The organism is Oceanimonas smirnovii ATCC BAA-899, assembly GCF_000381965.1.
GTDB classification, from domain to species: Bacteria; Pseudomonadota; Gammaproteobacteria; order Enterobacterales; family Aeromonadaceae; genus Oceanimonas; species Oceanimonas smirnovii.
The window spans coordinates 170,009-182,588 of the sequence record NZ_KB908458.1; the positions used below are offsets into that span (position 1 = coordinate 170,009).

Sequence of the window (12,580 nt, forward strand, 5' to 3'; positions counted from 1 at the left end):
TCTGTGTTTGGTATTGTTAAAAGGTAGGCGGAAAAAAGGCCCCTGGGGGGCCTTTTAAACACCGGTCATCCGCAAATGTCCGCTGCGGCTGATTATGCCTCCATGGCGGCTTTCAGTTTTTTCAGTGCGGTTTTCTCCAGCTGGCGAATACGCTCGGCAGAGACACCATATTCGTCGGCCAGGCTCTGCAGGGTGGTTTTATCATCTTCGTCCAGCCAGCGGGCCTGAATAATATGCTGGCTGCGCTCGTCCAGGGTACGCAGGGCAGCACGCAAACGCTGGTTAGCCGCCTGTTCCCAGTTCGATTCTTCCACCTGAGTGGCAACATCGGAACTTTTATCTTCCAGATACTGCACCGGGGAAAAGCTGCCTTCACGCTCATCGTCATCCGATGCCAGATCAAATGCCTGATCCTGAGCACTCATGCGGGATTCCATCTCCAGCACTTCTGACGGTGACACGCCCAGATCTTCAGCGACCCGGTTGACTTCCTGCTGATTGAACCAGCCAAGACGCTTTTTGGACTTGCGCAGATTAAAGAACAATTTACGCTGGGCCTTGGTGGTGGCCACTTTGACCACCCGCCAGTTACGCAGTACGTATTCGTGAATTTCGGCCTTGATCCAGTGCACCGCAAAAGACACCAGACGCACACCCACACCCGGATCAAAGCGTTTTACCGCTTTCATCAGGCCAATATTGCCTTCCTGGATCAGATCTGCCTGAGGCAGCCCATAACCGGCATAACTCTTGGCAATATGCACTACAAAGCGCAGGTGAGACATCACCAGCTGCCGGGCTGAACTCAGGTCACCCTCATTTTGCAGGCGCTCTGCCAGGGATTTTTCTTCTTCCGCACTGAGCACGGGAATCGTGTTCACTGCCTGGATATAGGCCTCCAGGCTGCCCTGGGGAACCAGGGCAAAGTGGCGCTGTAAATCTGTCGTCATCAAACTCGTGTTCATTACATGACTCCGTATATACGGCTTCGGTTGCTTGCTCTGCAATGACTTTGTCGACTCGTCCGGACGCTTGCCAGCGAGTGAAATTTATTCATTTATTACTAAAAGTCAAGGTAAGCAGCAAGCTGTGCTGCTCCCATAAGACCACACTCTGCCCTTATGGTTCAAGCCGGCTCTATGGCTCTTATGTGTCGGCGCACGGAAAAACCCGACGCCAGCAGGCTGAGCAGGGTGCCGGTCAGTACCAGCCAGAAGCTTTCATTCAGCCCCAGGCCCAGCAGCTCAAAGTCACTCTGATAAAGCGACGCCAGTGCACTGACCTTGTGGCTGAGCCAGAACACCATCACCAGCGTCAGCCACCAGGCCAGCAGCCCGCCGATAATGCCGTACCAGAGCCCCACATAAAGAAAAGGTCTGTGTATAAAGCCGTCGGTAGCACCCACCAGCTTCATTACTTCAATTTCGTAACGACAGCTGAGAATATTCAGCCGCAGGGTATTACTCACTACCAGCAGCACACCTGCCAGCAGCAGTACCGCCATGCCCACCACCGCCTGACGCAGCAACTCCACTATGCCCGACAACCGGGCCAGCCAGGCCATATCCAGGCGGGCTGTGTCTACCAGCGGCTCGGCATTCATGTCTGCCAGCAGCAGCTCAGCCATATCAGGCTGACGTCCGCTTTCCGACAAATTAAGAATGAGTACTGCCGGCAGCGGATTTTGCTCAAGCAGGTCCAGCGCCTCGGCAAAGCCGGCAGCACCACTGAAGTCGGCCAGCCCCTGCTCCGGGCTGATAAAGGTGACCTGACGAATTTCGCTCATACCCTCAAGCCGGGTTTTGAATTCCTTTATCTGAACCTCATCGGTGTTTTGCTTGAGATAAAGGCTGATCTGCGCCTGACTTTGCCAGAAACTGCTCACCGACTCGGCGTTTTTCAGCAGCACATAGAAGCTGGCGGGCAGCGCCAGGCTCACACCCAGCACCGCTATGGTCATCAGCGAGCTTAACGGCGTGCGCCACAGCTCACCCAGACTGGCGAATAACTGACGCAGGTGATCCACCAGATACATGGCAAAACGCCGGTGCCAGCCCAGCTTGTGGATATTGCTCATACCGGCACCTCCTGCTCCATGCGTCCGGCGTTAAGCCGCAGGGTACGGTAGCGCTGGGCGTTGATAAGACCGGTATCATGAGTGGCGATCAGCACACTGACGCCTACCCGGTTAAATGATTCAAACAACCGTAAAATATCCATGGACAGTTCAGGATCCAGATTACCCGTGGGCTCATCTGCCAGCAGCAGCAGGGGTTTGTTCACAATGGCCCGGGCAATACCTACACGCTGCTGTTCACCACCGGACAGCATGGGCGGAAAGTAACGATCCTTACCGTGCAGACCGACCTTGTCGAGGGCAGCCGACACCCGCCTCTGAATATCGTGATGGCTGTAACCTTCAATCACCAGCGGCAGCGCCACGTTGTCGAACACGGTACGGCCCTGAATAAGGTGATGATCCTGAAAAATCATACCGATGCGCCGGCGCACAAAGGGAATATCCCGCCGGGCAATACGGCTGACATTACGGCCGTTGAAAAACACCTGGCCGTCGGTGGGCCGCTCCATCACGCTGATCAGCTTGAGCAAAGTACTTTTACCGGCCCCGGAGTGGCCGGTTAGGTATGCCATTTCACCCTTTTCCAAATGAAAGCTGACCTTCTGCAGCGCCTGAAAGCCGCCGCTGTATACCTTGCTAACCTGCTCAAAGCGGATCATTTAGTCTTCCCGGCTGAATAGCGCCTCAATAAACTCGGAGGCATTAAAGGGACGCAGATCGTCGATTTGTTCACCCACACCGATATAGCGAATGGGAATACCGAACTTATCGGCCACCGCAAAAATCACACCACCCTTGGCGGTGCCGTCCAGCTTACTGAGGGTAATGCCGGTAATGGGCACGGCGTCGTTGAAAATTTTGGCCTGGCTGAGTGCATTCTGACCAGTGCCCGCGTCCAGGGTGAGCATGATCTCGTGAGGTGCCGCCGGGTCGATTTTCTGCATGACCCGCACTATCTTTTTCAGCTCTTCCATCAGGTGTGCCTTGTTCTGCAGGCGACCGGCAGTATCGGCAATCAGTACATCCACCTTGCGTGCCTTAGCCGCTTCAACGGCGTCATAAATCACGGAGGCGGCATCGGCACCGGTGTGCTGTGCAATCACCGGAATGTCATTACGCTCACCCCACACCTGCAACTGTTCAACGGCGGCGGCACGAAAGGTATCGCCGGCAGCCAGCATCACCGACTTGCCCTCGGCCTGAAACTGACGGGCCAGTTTGCCGATGGTGGTGGTTTTGCCCACACCATTGACGCCCACCATCAGGATCACATAGGGCTTGTGCTCGCTGTTAATTTCCAGCGGCTGATCTACCTTGGCAAGGATTTCTCCCATTTCTTCCTTGAGCAGCTCATAGAGGGCTTCGCCGTCTTTCAGCTGCTTGCGGCTGGCCTGGCTGGTGAGATTGTCGATAATCGACATGGTGGTTTCCACCCCCAGATCGGCGGTAAGCAACTGGGTTTCCAGCTCCTCAAACAGATCGTCATCAATCTTTTTACCGCGAAACAGGCCAAAAAAGCCGGAGCCCAGATTTTGCCGGGTTTTCAGCAGCCCAGCCTTAAGACGGGCAAAAAAGCCTTTTTTCGGCGTTTTTTCTGCCTGAGCAGCGGCTTCGTCAGCAAGGCGCTGTTCTTCCGCTTCCTGTGCCAGACGCTCCTGCTCGGCGGCTTCCGCTTCGGCGGCAAGACGCGCCTCTTCTTCTACTGCCAGGCGAGCTTCTTCTTCAGCCTTGGCTTCTGCGGCCAGCCGCGCTTCTTCTGCCGCCCTGGCTTCCGCCGCCAGCCGCGCTTCTTCTTCAGCCTTGGCTTCTGCGGCCAGCCGCGCTTCTTCTGCCGCCTTGGCTTCCGCCGCTAACCGCACTTCTTCTGCCGCCTTGGCTTCTGCGGCCAGCCGCGCCTCTTCAGCGGCCTTGGCTTCCGCTGCCAGCCGCGCTTCTTCTGCCGCCTTGGCTTCCGCCGCTAACCGCGCCTCTTCCGCGGCCTTGGCTTCCGCCGCCAGCCGCGCCTCTTCCGCGGCTTTGGCTTCCGCCGCCAGCCGGGCCTCTTCCGCGGCCTTGGCTTCCGCTGCCAGCCGCGCTTCTTCCGCCGCCTTGGCTTCGGCTACGGCTCGCTCTTCGGCCGCACGCTCTTTAAGTTGCGCTTCTACTTCGGCACCGTGGCCGGCTTCCGCTTCCGACTCTATTGCATTCTGTTCCTGTGTCTCTTCCGGCTGCTCTTCTTTCTTTTTGCCAAAGCCAAGCCAGGAGAAAAAACCTTTTTTCGCCATTATTGCCAATACTCGCTGTTGTTCGGAACGATTAGGGCTGGCCGCGATTCGGCCGCTTCATTAGAATATCCGTCTTTTAATGCAGATATGCTCGTCCCTTAACGGGATGAAAAACCGCCTTATACTAGCACTTTATTGAAAGACGGCGAAACGAGATGGCAAAAGCAAAACCGGCAAAAAAAACCACATCGGCCACGGGCCAGATAAGAATTATCGGCGGTCAGTGGCGCGGGCGAAAATTGCCGGTGCTGCACAGCGAAGGCTTAAGACCCACCACAGACAGAGTAAAAGAAACTCTGTTCAACTGGCTGATGTTTGATATTCGCGACAAGCGCTGCCTGGATCTGTTTGCCGGCAGCGGCAGCCTGGGGTTTGAAGCCCTTTCGCGCCACGCCGCTGAGGTAGTGATGGTGGAAAAAGACACAGCAGTGGCCAGCCAGCTTACTCGCAACCTGGCCAGTCTGCCAGAAGCGCCGGGCACAGTGGTCCAGGCAGATGCGATACAATATCTGCAACAACCGGCTCAGCCGTTTGAGCTGGTGTTTCTTGATCCGCCTTTTCATCAGGAGCTGTTGCCCCGAGTCTGTGAGCTGCTGGAAAAAAACGGCTGGCTTGCCGACAACGCCCTTATTTATATCGAACGGGAGCAGGGCCTGGCACTACCGGCACTGCCCGCCCACTGGCAGCTGCATAAAGACAAGCAGGCTGGTCAGGTCATTTACCAACTCTACCAAAGGGAGCAATGTTAATAATGAAGGTACTCAACCTGCTGATGCGGCTGATAATGCTGATGTTCTGGGCTGGCATTATTTATGCCCTGCTCGGCCCCGGCTTTGATGAAGCCGGCTCTACACCGCTGATTCTGGGTGCTGTTGTGCTGGTGATGCATATTCTTCAGATGGTGATGCTGAAACAGGTATCCAATCTGCTTAACCCCAGTGCCGGCGATTATCTGGAAGTGCTGGTCTTTGGCTCTTTTGCCATGCACCGCCACCGCGCCCGCCTGAAAGAACTGACCGGGCAGCAAAAACGATAAGTCACTACTCCGGGCCTTCGGGTCCGGAGCCACACTGCCAGCAAATTTCAAAACTGACATCGTTTTCTTCTCCACACGCACGGCAAAACCAGCTACCATCCTCTTTGTGCTGATAGTGCTGTACAAACTCACGAGCCTGCTGCCAGTTTCCCGCGGATACCAGCAGAGTAATCTGAGCCACATCCATGGGCAGCTCACCCAGCGCCCCTGACAGCGCTTCGCCTTTTAACCGCACATCAATACCCCGGCTTTCCAGCGCTCCTTTAAGAGCATGGGCTTCCAGGCTGTTGGCGGCATCAAATACTCGTATCCAGTCGTTCATTCACTCACTGCCAAATGCACAATAGAAAAAGGGGGTGACGTCATGTCACCCCCTTTTGGGTTGTCGTATGGTTAATCCGTAAACCAAGTTGCTCCCTGCAATCCCTGACAATACCTTTTCCTTAAGGTGTTCCTCTTACCGTTCCTTCGGCGCGTCCTTATGGTCTTCCTGACCGCAGTTCATCCTGAGCTGCCTGACTGTCTCCGTCCGGGGAGGTGTCCTTTACCGCATCCTGCGGTGATCCTTATGCCGTTCCTGGCAGCCGGTCTGTCCTGACCAACTTCTCTTTGCTTCCTGCACCACTAACTATAGAGAAGTTTTCTTTTGCCTCAAGCGGCCCACAGACCAAAAAGACTGCCCGCTTACTCGCTTAAAACCAACGAACAACACAAAGCACTGTTTAATAAAACAAATACCAAAAACAGAAGCATAAAATTCGCAACTGAAAGCGCCTTCTCCCACACTCAAAGTAAGAGATCTCTTACACTCAAACGGGCCGTTTTCCTTATACTGTCTCGCGGAAACAAAAACAGTGGCACCCCGGCCTTCGCTTTCTTAGGATAAACCTGTCTATATAAGGAGGGTTTATGAACCAAATAGAATTACCTTCATCATTGGTATCTCCCGAGTGGCTATCGAAGCATCTGACACACCAGGATGTGGTGGTGCTGGACGCCAGCTGGCATATGCCCGCCAGCGGCCGCAATGGCGCAGAGGAATGGCAACAACAGCGTATTCCCGGCTCCCGCTTCTTTGATTTTGATGGCCGGATTAAAGATCAGCACACCAGCTTGCCCCATATGCTGCCGGACGAAAAACTGTTTTCAAAAGAGGTGTCAGCACTTGGTATCAGCAATCACCACATTGTAGTGATTTACGACAGTCTGGGGCTGTTTGCCGCCCCCCGCGCCTGGTGGATGTTTCGCGCCATGGGTCACCACAAGGTGGCCGTGCTGAACGGCGGCCTGCCGGCCTGGCAGCAAGCCGGTCTGCCGCTGGAACAAACTGCACCGGCGGCGGTACCTCCCGGCCAGTTCAGCGCCAGGCTGCAGCCGGGCTGGATCGCCGATGCCGATATCGTAGCCCGGGCACTGCAGCAAAATAACTCGCGCGTACTCGATGCCCGCAGCCGGGAGCGCTTCAGCGGGACGGCTGCCGATCCTCGTCCGGGCGTGCGTGCCGGTCATATGCCCGGTGCTCTGTGCCTGCCTTTTAATGAGTTGCTGCAAGACGGCCGCATGCTGCCGGAGCAAGAGCTGGCAGCCATTTTCGCACCTCTGCTGACGCCGGAGCAGACACTGATTTGCACCTGTGGCTCAGGAGTAACTGCAGCCATTCTGGCACTGGGAGCAGAACTTGCCGGCCATAAGAACATTGCCGTTTATGATGGTTCCTGGACCGAATGGGGAGGATCCGCGGACCGGCCGGTAGAAAAAGACGTCTGTTGATAATAAAAAACCCGCCAGGATGGCGGGTTTTTTATTATTCATGGCACAGCGGCTTATTTCTGAGCTTCCGCATCGGGGGCCGGACGCTCAGCTACCCCCATTTTGAGGGCAAGCCAGATTACCAGAACCAGAGTAATCATCACTGACAGGAAGTTGGTACCCATTTCCGGGAACTGAGTACGCAAAAACGCTGAATAACCAAATACCCCGATCAAAAAGCTCAGCAAGGTACAAACCGGAGTGTCACCTTCCATCGGTGCGCTCAGATACTCCTGATACAGCATGTAGGCTGCCAGCACCAGAGAGATGATGGGAAACACGGAAAACGCCAGTTCACTGACACTCAGAGTAGCCAGGGTGGCGTTACCACACAGGCCTACCAGCAGTGCCAGCAGTATGGGTTTACGGCGAACATTCTTCTTTCCAGACATAGTGATCCTTCCTGATTTAGGCCTAGAGCCGTTTTGCTTTATTATATGCATCTGCGCCCTTGGCGATCATGCGCAGCTGCAGAATCATGCGTTCCGCCAGCACGGCACGCTCATCTTCGTTCATATCCAGTGCATCGGCACCGGCACTGAACACCAAAGTGACCATGGCCTGGGCCTGAGCCTCAGCATAATCACGGCTGGTCTTCTGCTTTTCTTCGAGGTAGTCGGTCAGTTCAGCGGTAAAATGCTGAATCTCCCGCGCCACCGCCTGACGAAAAGCTGCAGAAGTGCCCGATCGCTCCCGCAGTAACAGACGGAACACATCAGGACTGTTGTCGATAAATTCCATAAAGGTTTTTACCGAGATTTGTATAACGCTGCCCCCGTCGGCAATACGCTGACGGGCTTGCCGCATCAGCTGACGCAGGGTCAATCCGCCTTCATCTACCAGGGTCAGCCCCAGCTCTTCCATGTCTTTAAAATGACGATAGAAAGAAGTGGGTGCAAGCCCGGCCTCCCGGGCAACTTCTCGTAAGCTGAGACCGGAAAAGCTTCGCTCGGCACTTAACTGTCGAAAGGCCGCTTCAACCAGAGACCGACGGGTTTTTTCTTTTTGCTGCGCGCGAACGCCCACGACACACCAGACTCAAAACTTTAGTGGACCGATCATACCCTGTTTGTAGCAGAGCAGTCAGCCCCAGTGGCTGAATTTGTGACTATTCGCGCCAATGTCGATGGATGAGCACAGTGAGCGTAAACCCTCTTTCGCCGCCTCAATTTTAATCATTTCATGATGTTTGGCTTTCGATAGCGCCCTGATCACTATGTAACCCTAAGTGCCAGAGTTTTCTTTGACAAAAACTCTGCAAAACTCCATAGTTTTCGCAATTTTCTATTGAAGTGAAGTGTACGCTTTAGTTTACACCCATCAGGAGCAAGCAGACGTGAGTGCAAGGGCGCAATTCAGCAGCAAGCTGGGATTTGTCATGGCCGCCGCCGGTTCGGCGATTGGCGTAGGAAACATCTGGGGCTTTCCCACTCAGGCCGCCAGTAATGGTGGCGGTGCTTTTTTGCTGGTATATCTGCTGATGATATTGCTGCTGGGATACCCCATGCTGGTGGCAGAAATTACCATAGGCCGCCACGGTCAGGCCGGTCCTTTTCATGCACTGCAAAAGCTCACCGGCAACCGCTCGGGCAGGGCCATTGCCGGCCTGGTGGGGCTGGCGGCAGTCGTTACGGTCAGCTTAATCTTTACCTTCTATGCCATTGTATCCGGTTGGTTTATTGCCTATGCGCTGGATCCGCTGAGCAACATGCTGGGCATGAAAGGAGACTGGCTTACCGCTTTTTCTACCTCCCGTAACCTTGTGTTCACGCTTATGTTTGCTCTGCTCAGCCTGTATGTGGTGAGCAGAGGGCTGGAGCAGGGCATTGAAAAATGGTCGAGCCGGCTGATGCCGCTGCTGCTGCTGATGCTGATTGCACTGACTGCTTATATGCTCACTCAGGACGGTGCAGGTGAAGGTCTGCACGCCTATCTGGTTCCGGACTTTTCCCGGGTGCTGAACCGGGATGTGCTGATCGGTGCACTGGGCCAGAGCTTTTTCTCATTGTCGCTGGGGGCAGCCGTCATGATGCTGTACGGCTCCTACCTCAGCCGTCAGTCCAGCATTCCGGCGCTGGCCGCTCAGGTGACTCTGCTTGATACCAGCGTGGCGTTTTTGGCTGGCCTGCTGATTTTGCCGGCCATGTATGTGGCCCAGCATAATGGCGTGGCGATTTTTGCCGACGATGGCAGCCTGCTCAGCTCCGATACCCTGGTGTTCTCTGTGCTGCCGGCATTGTTTGAAACCATGGGTCAGGCCCAGCATCTGATTGCCTTTGCTTTCTTTTTGCTGATGATAGTGGCGGCACTGACCTCCTCCATTTCCATGCTGGAAGCGCCGGTGTCCCTGACCATAGAAAGCACCGGCATGTCCCGCATCAAGGCCACCTGGCTGATGACCGCACTCTGTACTCTGATCAGCATTATTATTGTGTTTAACTTCGGCAGCCTGTTTGGCCTGGTGATCACCGCTACCACCCAATATGCTCAGCCTCTGGTCAGCCTGTGCATCACCCTTTATGCCGGCTGGGTATGGCAGCGCAACAAGGTGCTGGCAGAGCTCAAAGCCGGCTGCCCTGATGTAGAGCAAGGTCTGTTCTGGAAAATCTGGCCCTGGTATGTACGCTTTGTGTGCCCGGTGCTGGTACTGGTGGTGATTATTCAGTCCATCGGTGGCTGATCCTTTCACCACTGTTCAAACACAAAGGGCCGCAATGCGGCCCTTCTTTATTAACCCGGTTAACGGGTTTCCCGATCTTGTGGGGCACTCGGGCCGGCGGCCAGGCGAGTGCTCTGCTCTTCATCGGCCAGGGCCAGCAAAAAAGCGTATTCCCGGGCCAGTTCATGATAAGCCTCAAACCGGCCTGACTTGCCGCCGTGGCCGCTGTCCATATCACAATGCAGCAGCAGCAGGTTATCGTCGGTTTTCATCTCACGCAGCTTGGCCACCCACTTGGCTGGCTCCCAGTATTGCACCTGAGAGTCGTGTAAACCGGTTGTCACCAGCATGTGCGGGTACGCCTGGGGTTTTACCTGATCATAAGGGCTGTAAGACTTCATATAGTGATAGGCATCAGCCTGGTTGGGGTTACCCCATTCACCGTATTCGCCGGTGGTCAGCGGAATAGACTCATCCAGCATGGTGGTTACCACATCCACAAAGGGCACCACGGCAACCACGCCCCTATACAGCTCAGGGGCCATATTTACCACCGCTCCCACCAGCAGACCGCCGGCACTGCCGCCAGAGGCAAATACTCTGTGCTCATCACCGTAACCTTGCTGCACCAGAGCGCGGGTCACATCAATAAAATCATTAAAGGTGTTCTGCTTGCTCATCAGCCGGCCCTGGTCATACCAGTCCCGGCCCAGCTCCTCTCCCCCACGCACATGGGCAATGGCATACACAAAACCCCGGTCCAGCAGGCTTAAACGAGCGCTGCTGAAGTCCGGATCCATACTGGCACCGTAAGAGCCGTAGGCATATACCAGCAGCGGATTACTGCCATCGCGCTTAAACGAATCAGCCCGATATACCAGCGAGACCGGCACTTTGGTGCCGTCCCGGGCGTTCACCCACAACCGCTCACTGCGGTAGTCGGCAGCATTGAACTGCTCGCCCACATATTGCTGTTTCAGCTCCCGCCGCTCACCGGTATCCATGTTTACTTCATACACGGTAGATGGCCGGGTCATGGAAGCATAGCCATAACGCAGCCAGGGCGTATCGGCTTCCGGATTGGTGCCCAGCCAGCTGACATAGGCAGGATCATCAAAGGCGATTTGGTGTTCGGTATTATTATGTCTGTTCACCTGACGCAGGTGCAGCAGGCCTTCACTGCGCTCTTCCAGCACCAGCCAGTCGCGAAACAGAGCAAAACCTTCCAGCAGCACATCGGCACGGGCAGGAATCAACGGCTGCCACTCATTCGGCTCGCTGACCCTGTCGGTCACATACAAGCCAAAGTTGGCACCGTCTTTGTTGGAGCGTACATAGAAGCGGCCATCATAATGGTCCAGATCATATTCATGACCATGCTGCCGGGGCCAGAATAACTGAGGCGCGGCAGCGGGATTGTCGGAGGGAATAATACGCAGCTCGCTGGCATCGGTGTTCCAGCCGCCAATCACAATATAATCTCCCGAACGGCTCTTGTAGAGGCTGGTATAAAAGCCGCTGTCGGGCTCTTCATACACCAGCACATCCTGGCTCTGTTCGGTGCCAAGGCGGTGGCGGTATACCTGAAACGGCAGCAGGGTACCTTCATCCTGTTTCACATAAAACAGAGTTTTGCCGTCGTTGGCCCACACCAGATTGCCCGAGGTATTTTCCAGCACTTCGTCATAAAGCTCACCGGTTTGCAGCGATTTGAAACGGATCTGATACTGGCGGCGGGAAATAAAATCTTCCGAAAAGGCCAGGGTCTGCTGATCCGGGCTGACCGCCATCTGGCCCTGATCATAATACGCTTTACCGTCTGCCCGCTGGTTGCCGTCCAGCAACACTTCAATCTGCTCGGGCCGGCCATCAGGATAACGCTCGGTAATGCCATATTCCTGCCCTTGCTGATAGCGGGTACGATACCACCAGCCCTGCTTGAAATAAGGGACAGTGTTATCATCCTGCCGTACCCGCGCCACCATTTCCTGAAACAGGCTTTGCTGAAGATCATTAAGCGGAGTGAGCACACGCTCACTATAGCGATTTTCCTGCTCAAGATACTGAATCACTTCAGGATCTTCACGCTGGTCATCGCGCAGCCAATGATAATTGTCTACACGAATATCATCATGATGACTGAGCACATGGGGAATTTTTCTGGCGACAGGCGGTTGCAGCTGCACGTCGGCTCCTTTGGCATAGGATAGGGTACACAGCACCCATGCTAACATCAGGCAAAGCCCTGCCCTATTCCCCATGCATCACCTCCGGCACACCTGCTCAAAAAACCATCAAATATTACTCACGAAGTGCCACAGCAGCCAGCAAAACCGGTGAAAAATGCCAAATAAAACGAAAAATAAAGTCAAATGAGGCCGCAACCGCAGCCTCCAAGGGAGAAGTGATTACTTACGTTGCCAGCGACCGTCAGCCAGCTGCACATACTGGCCCGGAGGGGTGCGATCAATATTCAGCTGACCGGCACGGCTTTGCACTATCGTCAGACTGGTGCCGGTTTTTTGAGCAATATCCCGGTAGCTGTCGAGCCGCTTGCGGTTAATGTCATTCACAATGGCGCTCACCTGAGCACCACCTTGCACCGCACCCACCAGACCATTTACCTGTTCACCAATCAGCCCCTGCTGTTTAGCCTGCTGCAGATCCAGTGCCCAGGCCGACAGGCTGAGAGTTGCTGCCAGAATCATAGCCAACCATCTCATATCAGTCTC

Annotated in this window: 13 protein-coding genes; 4 read left to right on the forward strand and 9 right to left on the reverse strand. The window is 55.0% G+C overall.

Features of this window, described 5'->3' with window-relative positions; translation table 11 throughout:
• Nucleotides 1–92 precede the first annotated feature (92 nt).
• From rpoH to ftsY, 4 genes are all read right to left on the reverse strand, one after another.
• Entirely contained in the window at nt 93–950 is an 858-nt protein-coding gene (rpoH, locus tag G364_RS0107675; protein WP_019934563.1) for an RNA polymerase sigma factor RpoH, read from the reverse strand.
• A 176-nt stretch (nt 951–1,126) separates the two neighbouring features.
• Nucleotides 1,127–2,077 carry a permease-like cell division protein FtsX gene (gene ftsX / locus G364_RS0107680; RefSeq protein ID WP_019934564.1) on the reverse strand — a complete coding sequence of 317 codons (951 nt, stop codon included), beginning with the start codon at nt 2,075–2,077 and terminating at the stop codon, nt 1,127–1,129.
• The gene (gene ftsE / locus G364_RS0107685) at nt 2,074–2,739 is read right to left on the reverse strand and encodes a cell division ATP-binding protein FtsE (protein WP_019934565.1); all 666 of its coding nucleotides are present in this window, start codon (nt 2,737–2,739) and stop codon (nt 2,074–2,076) included. The genes ftsX and ftsE overlap by 4 nt, the downstream gene beginning before the upstream one ends.
• Nucleotides 2,740–4,344: a signal recognition particle-docking protein FtsY gene (gene ftsY, locus G364_RS0107690; RefSeq protein ID WP_019934566.1), complete on the reverse strand. Its 1,605-nt coding sequence runs from the start codon at nt 4,342–4,344 to the stop codon at nt 2,740–2,742. It lies immediately after the preceding gene.
• A gap of 155 nt (nt 4,345–4,499) precedes the next feature.
• Here ftsY and rsmD point away from each other — a divergent pair, with 155 nt between their 5' ends.
• Both rsmD and G364_RS0107700 read left to right on the forward strand, forming a co-directional pair.
• A complete protein-coding gene (gene rsmD, locus G364_RS0107695) occupies nt 4,500–5,093 on the forward strand; it encodes a 16S rRNA (guanine(966)-N(2))-methyltransferase RsmD (RefSeq protein ID WP_019934567.1) in 594 nt (197 codons plus the stop codon).
• Nucleotides 5,094–5,095: 2 nt separating this feature from the next.
• Nucleotides 5,096–5,380: a DUF1145 domain-containing protein gene (locus G364_RS0107700; RefSeq protein ID WP_019934568.1), complete on the forward strand. Its 285-nt coding sequence runs from the start codon at nt 5,096–5,098 to the stop codon at nt 5,378–5,380.
• Between the two features lie 4 nt (nt 5,381–5,384).
• Here the strand turns inward: G364_RS0107700 and G364_RS0107705 are convergent, their stop codons facing one another.
• On the reverse strand, nt 5,385–5,702 hold the full coding sequence (locus G364_RS0107705; protein ID WP_019934569.1) for a putative signal transducing protein: 318 nt from the start codon (nt 5,700–5,702) through the stop codon (nt 5,385–5,387).
• A 587-nt stretch (nt 5,703–6,289) separates the two neighbouring features.
• Here G364_RS0107705 and sseA point away from each other — a divergent pair.
• Nucleotides 6,290–7,150 carry a 3-mercaptopyruvate sulfurtransferase gene (sseA, locus tag G364_RS0107710; RefSeq protein ID WP_019934570.1) on the forward strand — a complete coding sequence of 287 codons (861 nt, stop codon included), beginning with the start codon at nt 6,290–6,292 and terminating at the stop codon, nt 7,148–7,150.
• A gap of 53 nt (nt 7,151–7,203) precedes the next feature.
• Here sseA and G364_RS0107715 read toward each other — a convergent pair whose 3' ends face one another.
• Both G364_RS0107715 and fabR read right to left on the reverse strand, forming a co-directional pair.
• Nucleotides 7,204–7,581 (reverse strand): YijD family membrane protein, encoded by a 378-nt coding sequence (locus tag G364_RS0107715; protein ID WP_019934571.1) that lies wholly within the window; start codon nt 7,579–7,581, stop codon nt 7,204–7,206.
• 22 nt (nt 7,582–7,603) lie between these two features.
• The gene (gene fabR / locus G364_RS0107720) at nt 7,604–8,215 is read right to left on the reverse strand and encodes an HTH-type transcriptional repressor FabR (RefSeq protein WP_019934572.1); all 612 of its coding nucleotides are present in this window, start codon (nt 8,213–8,215) and stop codon (nt 7,604–7,606) included.
• 310 nt (nt 8,216–8,525) lie between these two features.
• Between fabR and G364_RS0107725 the strand changes: the two genes are divergently transcribed.
• Entirely contained in the window at nt 8,526–9,869 is a 1,344-nt protein-coding gene (locus G364_RS0107725) for a sodium-dependent transporter (protein ID WP_019934573.1), read from the forward strand.
• A 59-nt stretch (nt 9,870–9,928) separates the two neighbouring features.
• Here the strand turns inward: G364_RS0107725 and G364_RS0107730 are convergent, their stop codons facing one another.
• On the reverse strand, nt 9,929–12,109 hold the full coding sequence (locus G364_RS0107730) for a S9 family peptidase (RefSeq protein ID WP_083928707.1): 2,181 nt from the start codon (nt 12,107–12,109) through the stop codon (nt 9,929–9,931).
• 147 nt (nt 12,110–12,256) lie between these two features.
• The gene (locus tag G364_RS0107735; protein WP_245541395.1) at nt 12,257–12,571 is read right to left on the reverse strand and encodes a YdbL family probable chaperone protein; all 315 of its coding nucleotides are present in this window, start codon (nt 12,569–12,571) and stop codon (nt 12,257–12,259) included.
• Between the last annotated feature and the right edge of the window lie 9 nt (nt 12,572–12,580).